The sequence below is a fragment of the Zarconia navalis LEGE 11467 genome, assembly GCF_015207075.1.
GTDB lineage: Bacteria > Cyanobacteriota > Cyanobacteriia > Cyanobacteriales > Geitlerinemataceae > Zarconia > Zarconia navalis.
Genome location: NZ_JADEXN010000315.1, coordinates 1 through 6,418 on the forward strand (window position 1 = coordinate 1; position 6,418 = coordinate 6,418).

The window sequence follows — 6,418 nt, forward strand, 5'->3', positions numbered from 1 at the left end:
CTTGAGGACGATTCCCTACTCGACGGTTTAGTTGTTACGGGAACCGATATTACTGATTCCCAGTTCGGGCCGGCTGGCAGCGTCAACCAAGTCACCGGAAATCCGAGCATCTCTCCCCGAGCCTTCGATGCTGGAGTCGAAATTGGCACGCCCGGCTCTGCCCAGGACAATATCCCCGTCACCGAATTCATTATTTCCCACAGTTCGACCGAGTTAACGTTGGATTTATTTCTCGGTCAGAACTTCGGCATTCGCACCCAGAACGGGAAACTGGAGGGAATCGCTTCAGAAGGCATGGATTCTAGTGAAGACTCGATGTCCGCCGTCGAGGACGAGATGTCCGATGTCGCGGGTGGGGATAATTCCGAGAGCGGCGATGAAGAAATTTCGGATACAGCCGATGGCATGATGTCCGATATGTCTGACATGTCTGATATGGGACATATTATCGGTACGGCTTCCGGTCAATTCTCCGGTCCTGCCGAGTCAGACTCCGAAGCGGTCATTAACCTCACCAGCGTCAATGGCGGCATCGAAAATCAGTTTGAATGGGGTGCTGCGGTTGAGGGCAGTTTTAGCAACATCGTGCAGTTTGACGGTAGCGACTTTGGTGCCACCGTTGGCGAATCCTTCAAAATCGGACAACTGTTTTACCAGAACGGCACAACCCAGCAAAATTTCAACGGCGATTTTGGCTTCAGCCTCAACTTAGATATTGAAGGAACAGACAACGATCCGGGGTCTTTTGACTTCTTCTTCAATATCCTCAATACCCAAAATACCACCGGGGACGCGGTTCTCGATGGAGATCGCCTTCAATTTGCAACGGGGGGTTTGTCTCCTCAAACCTTTGCTCTCAACGGCAAAACCTTCACTGTGGAACTGTCGGGTTTCTCCACCGATGGCGGTGCAACCATTCAGGGCGGATTTGACTCACCCGAAGAAAGCTTTGCGATCGCCAACCTCTACGGTCGGATCGTCACCATTCCCGACGAAGCTGCGGAGTTGTTCGAGCCGCTTTCCGATGAAGCTGTGGACGAAATTACCGCAGGAGATGGGGTTTTTGTCGGTGGGGACGAAACTGGAGAAGGCGCGGTTGCCGGATCGGTTATCATCCAAGACGAGGCATCCCTCAATATCCAGTGGAGTATTTCCACCTCAGCCGCATTAGCAGCCGAAGAAGATAATGCGTTCGAGGTTCCTGAAGGAACTCCCGTGGATCTCGATACTCTTGGGATAAATGAAGCCAACGGCTCTGAAGCAGACGATAGTATTAATGGCTCTGAAGACAACGATATTATTATGTCTGAGGAAGGAGACGATGCGATCGATGGAGAGTCTGGCAATGACGTTCTCGTTGGTCAATCTGGAGATGATGAAGTTGAAGGAGGATCTGGCGTAGATTATGTAAATGGGAACGAAGGTGACGACGTTGTCATGGGTGAAGATGGCGATGATATCGTTCGCGGTGGTAAAGGAGACGATATTGTCCAAGGTGGCGAAGGAGACGATGCGGTTGCGGGCGATCTTGGCTTCGATCTACTCATTGGTGGCGGCGGAAGTGATACCTTCATTTTGCGTGCCGAACTCGATGTCCAGCTTCAGACGAGTTTGAGTGCGGATATCATCGCCGATTTCGAGATGGGACTCGATCGAATTGCGATTACCAGTTCGACTGTTATTACCTTTGAAGTGGGTGATTTTAACCTTGACGGTACGAACGATGTGGGCATTAAACTCGAAAATAATGCCTTTATCGGGTACGTTCTCGGAATGGATGATATCACTCAAGTGGAAGAATCGATCGTGGAAGTTCCCGATGCCGATTTTGCCGGCTAATTCATCAGTTCGCTAATCTCAAATCGATTTCCTAAAATACGATCGAACTTGTCGAAGTCCGCGCCACGGTGCGGGCTTTTTTTTATCGAGTTTTTAGATACTGAAGTTTAGACAAAATAAGATAAAAATACTCAATTTATCGACCTGTCTCCGCATCCTTATGTCAGTCAAAACTAGTAAATTAGATGCGTTCGCGCGCGCGTCGCCTAGCCCTTTCAGGGCGGCTGCGCCAACGGCGAATTGCTGCTTAGTCGGTTAGATTAGGCAGTTCGATGCGAGGGTACTTTATTTAATTCCAAAGCCCTAAATACACTACACTTTTGTCTTTTCCCGTTGCAAATAGTCTTCAACCAAAATGCGAGTATAAGTATTTAAAGGATACTCCAGTGCTTGTTGCGGAGTGACCCACGCCCAGGTCTCAATTTCTTCGTTGGGAGTAATGGTTTCGTTCTCGCAAAGTGCGTAGTAGTTGACCAGAATGAAATGGGCTTCTCGTACAAATTGCGGGTCAATAACTGCTTCTTGCAACAGGGCAAAACGAACGTTGGTTAACTCTAGTCCAACCTCTTCTTTAAACTCCCGAAGTAACGCTTCTTCGAGGGTTTCTCCCCAATCGACTTTACCGCCGGGTACGCCCCAAGTTCCCTTCCATTTTGTTGTCCTCACGATCAAAATTTTCCCATTGGGATGAGCGACGAGTGCTCCGACAGTGGTGAGGGGAAATTGTTTCTGGGGAGATTCTTGTTTCGTTGGAGTTCGGTCTACCATGAGTGAGAGTTTCAAGACTGAATTGAGGATTGTGATTTTAGAGCGAACTAAAACGAATCATCTCGGGTGCGCGTCAATTCTACAGCAATTTGACCGCTAAAACCCGGAATGGGCGGCACCAGTTTCGTCAGGCGCACGCGAGCTTTCTCGATGCGATCGAGTTTGAGTAACGATCGAAGTATTTGGGCGGCTAAATGTTCGATGGTGTCAACTTTAGAGGTTTCGATATGCTCGCGGACGATATCGACGGCTTGGCAATAATTTAACGTATCTTCTAAGCGATCGCTCTTGCCGACAGTTGCTAAATCCAGCGATAGGGTTAGATCGACTTCAAACCACTGACCGAGTTTCTTTTCCTCGGCGAAGTATCCGGTATAACCGTAGTAGCGCAAGCCCGAGATTTCAATGGCATCCATATTTACTTGGAGCGATGTATTTTATTCTTTCTAAAGGTAACACCAAAATACCCTTTGGAGATCGTTGTTTGAAACAGAATGATTCTATCCAATATTTTCAAGAATTTCACTTGTAAAATAACTTATTTTGTGGTTAGTAATATTGGGTAACTCAAGGGGTTTCGATCGCTAAATTGCAAAGAGCGAATCGATGACTCCAAAACTACCGTTATCCGTTAAGCAGTATTTAATCCGAATTTAATCTGATGCAAGGAGGTTGGATTACCGAGCCAGAGACGATTCCACCTTACGCGATTCGGTCACGTCAAACACCACCTTAAACGGTTTTTTCAGCTCCGTTTGCAGCACTTGTTCCACCGTTGCCACCTCCTCCGGGTCGATCTGCTCAGTTGCTCGCACCACCAGAACGACCGATGCCGCTCTCGAATCAATTTGGGTATCCACCAGTTCGATATCCTCACGATCGAGCAGGGGACGACTGGCGAGGATGCTGCGGATGGAATTATTGACTTTCGCTTGGTCGATGAGGTCGATGAGGCTGAACCCCAAGGGAATCGCCAGCAACCCGATGAGGAATAACGAAACCCCCCAAGAGAGCGATCGCCGCAGGGGACTGCTGAGGGTATATCCACCCAAGACATAGACGATCGTACAGGCGAGGTTAATGCCGAGTAAATTGGTGACAAACAGGAGGAACGCGCCGCCACTGAATGTCCATAACCCTTGGGAAAGGGTTAATCCCACCACGCAAAGGGGGGGCATCAACGCCACGGCGATCGCCGTACCGGGAACGGCATCGCTCAGGGAGGAGCGAATTTTGGAGTAGCCGCTGATGCCACCAGCCACCAGGGCCACCATCAAGTCCACTAAATTGGGTTGGGTGCGCGCGAGGACTTCGCTGCCGAACTCGGGCAATCCGACCACCGACCCCACAAACCCCGAACAGACGATCGCGATCGTCGTGCCGACAGCAATGGAGATAACGCTATTGGTTAAAATTTCCGCATCCCCTTCGAGTAAACCGAAGGACAATCCCCGAATCGGTAGCATCAGCGGGGCGATAATCATGGCCCCAATAATGACGGCGGCACTATTGACGAGCAACCCGCAGGTGGCAATCAGACAAGAGCTGACAATCAGGACGATAAAGTTAAGATCGAGTTCGGATTCTTTGACCAGAGATTCCCGCATCTGCAGGACGGGAATGGCTTTGATACCGAAGCTTCGGAAAGTTTGCCAGATTCGTTGCATAGAAATAGTCGATGAATACACCCAGCGATCGCGCAAGCTCAATCGTCTATAAAAACCGAGCTCGCCCCACAGCATACTATCATTCCGGCGAAAATTATGGTTTTCGGGTAGGTTGAATTTGGACTATTCGACTTTCTCGATCGGGGCGAAGTTGGGATCGAGAATCTTCGGACTCCCCGTCGCAAATTTAACGGCGATCGTCTGTTTTCTCCCTTCTCCAAATATCAGCAAGACCTTCCCTTCGCCAAAGTTTTCGTGTACCACCCGATCGTCCACCCGCCAAGCTCCATTGGCAGTGACTTTAGCGGTTTTTCGATAATTTTTTGCGACCTTACGGATACTATTTCCCGCTAGAAGCTCTTGGGGTAATTGCTTGAAAAATTGCGAAGGAACAGCGTGGGAATAGTTCCCCCACAGACGACGTTCGCTTGCGTGGGTGAGAAACAGTTGGTCTTGGGCGCGGGTAATGCCAACATAGCAAAGGCGGCGCTCTTCTTCCAATGAACTCGGGTCGTTCAAACTGCGGAAATTGGGGAAGAGTCCGTCTTCCATCCCCACCATAAAAACGATGGGAAATTCCAGACCTTTTGCCGAATGTAACGTCATCAACGAAACTGCTTCTTCCCCTTCTTCTAAATTATCTAAATCCGATGCCAGAGATGCGGTTCCCAAAAATCCAACTAAGGATTCATCCTCATTTTCTTCGGCATATTGCAACATGGCATTATAAACTTCTTCGACATTTTGACGGCGATTTTCTGCTTCATCAGTACCTTGTTGTTTGAGGGCTTCTAGATATCCGGATTTATCCATCACCTCTTGAAAAATTTCCGCCGCAGAACGCTCGTTTATCTGTTGTTGCAACTCGGCAATACTGTCAACGAAACCCAACACCGCTTTTGCCTTTCTCCCGGCAATGGTTTTCACCGAAGTTTCGTCGCTGAGAATTTCCCATAAAGGAATGCCCAATTGCTGGGCGGCATTATCGAGTTTGTCGATGGTGGTTTTGCCGATGCCGCGACGGGGAGTATTGATGACGCGCTTGATACTGACGGTATCTGCCGGATTGGCGATCGTCCGTAAATATGCCAGAACGTCTTTAACTTCTTTTCGATCGTAAAATCGCAATCCACCAATCACTTTATATCGAATATTGGTGCCAATTAAGGCATCTTCAAATACCCGAGATTGAGCATTGGTACGATAGAGAATGGCAAAACTGCCCCAATTTAGTTCCGGATTGTCGATGGCGAGATCGCGAATTCCTCGGACGACAAAATTGGCCTCATCGCGATCGTTATCCAATCGCTCGCAGTAGATTGGATCGCCCCATCCCCGCGTGGGACGCAACACTTTATCGATGCGTTCGGTATTTTGTTCGATTAAATAATTGGCAACTTGGAGAATATTTTCCGTCGATCGATAATTTTCTTCTAACTTCACCATGGTTTGAGTGCGATCGTCGCTCAAACCATCGCCAAAGTCTTCCTGAAACTCCAGCAAAATGGTAAAGTCCGCCATCCGAAAGGAATAAATCGATTGATCGACATCGCCGACGACAAACACCGATCGATTTTCCCAATCGGATATCGTTCTTGGATCTTCCCCATTCGTGACAAGCAATCGGATCAAATCGTATTGAGTGCGGTTGGTATCTTGATATTCATCCACGAGAACGTGGCGAAACTTTTGATGCCAGTATGCCAGCACCGACTCGTTTTGTTGAAAAAGTTGTACCGGCACCCGAATCAAATCGTCAAAATCCAGGGCGTTGTTTTCCGCCAGTTTGTCTTGATAAAGTTGGTAAACTTCGGAAATGACTCGCCCTTTGTAGTTCGGTTCGTTGCGTTCCAAATCGCTGGGGGACCAACCGCGATTTTTGGCATTACTAATTTGATAGCGAACGGCGCTGGGTTTAAATTTTTTATCGTCTAAATTCAGTTGCCCGATAACGATTTCTTTGATGAGCGCCTGCACGTCCGACTCGTCGAAAATCGAAAACGATCGCGTCCACTGCCGCCCCTTTTCATCAGTATATTTATTGATATCGAACCGGAGAATCCGGGCGCAGAGGCTGTGAAAGGTGCCGATCCACAGGGGTTTGATATAAGTGCGCCACGATCGCGATCGCAGCCGGGTTTGCT

General features: G+C 48.6%; 5 protein-coding genes. 1 reads left to right on the forward strand and 4 read right to left on the reverse strand.

Translation table 11 applies throughout. The features are described from left to right. Nucleotides 1–1,839: choice-of-anchor K domain-containing protein (locus IQ235_RS15650; RefSeq protein WP_264322373.1), on the forward strand; the 1,839-nt coding region annotated here is incomplete at its 5' end. A 312-nt stretch (nucleotides 1,840–2,151) separates the two neighbouring features. On the opposite strand, the gene IQ235_RS15655 is transcribed toward IQ235_RS15650, so the two are convergent. From IQ235_RS15655 to IQ235_RS15670, 4 genes are all read right to left on the reverse strand, one after another. Continuing rightward, complete coding sequence (locus tag IQ235_RS15655; protein ID WP_264322374.1) at nucleotides 2,152–2,622, reverse strand: NUDIX domain-containing protein; 471 nt, start codon at nucleotides 2,620–2,622, stop codon at nucleotides 2,152–2,154. A 32-nt stretch (nucleotides 2,623–2,654) separates the two neighbouring features. Continuing rightward, nucleotides 2,655–3,023, reverse strand: coding sequence for a dihydroneopterin aldolase (gene folB / locus IQ235_RS15660; RefSeq protein ID WP_264322375.1), 369 nt, complete (start codon nucleotides 3,021–3,023; stop codon nucleotides 2,655–2,657). Between the two features lie 261 nt (nucleotides 3,024–3,284). Then, nucleotides 3,285–4,274, reverse strand: coding sequence for a DUF389 domain-containing protein (locus IQ235_RS15665; protein ID WP_264322376.1), 990 nt, complete (start codon nucleotides 4,272–4,274; stop codon nucleotides 3,285–3,287). 123 nt (nucleotides 4,275–4,397) lie between these two features. Further along, nucleotides 4,398–6,418 (reverse strand): 3'-5' exonuclease (locus IQ235_RS15670; protein WP_264322377.1); only part of this gene is annotated, 2,021 nt, incomplete at its 5' end.

Coding starts and splice junctions, on each gene's coding strand:
- folB (WP_264322375.1), bottom strand. CDS start 3,023: ATGGATGCCATTGAAATCTCGGGCTTGCGCTACTACGGTTATACCGGA.
- IQ235_RS15665 (WP_264322376.1), bottom strand. CDS start 4,274: ATGCAACGAATCTGGCAAACTTTCCGAAGCTTCGGTATCAAAGCCATT.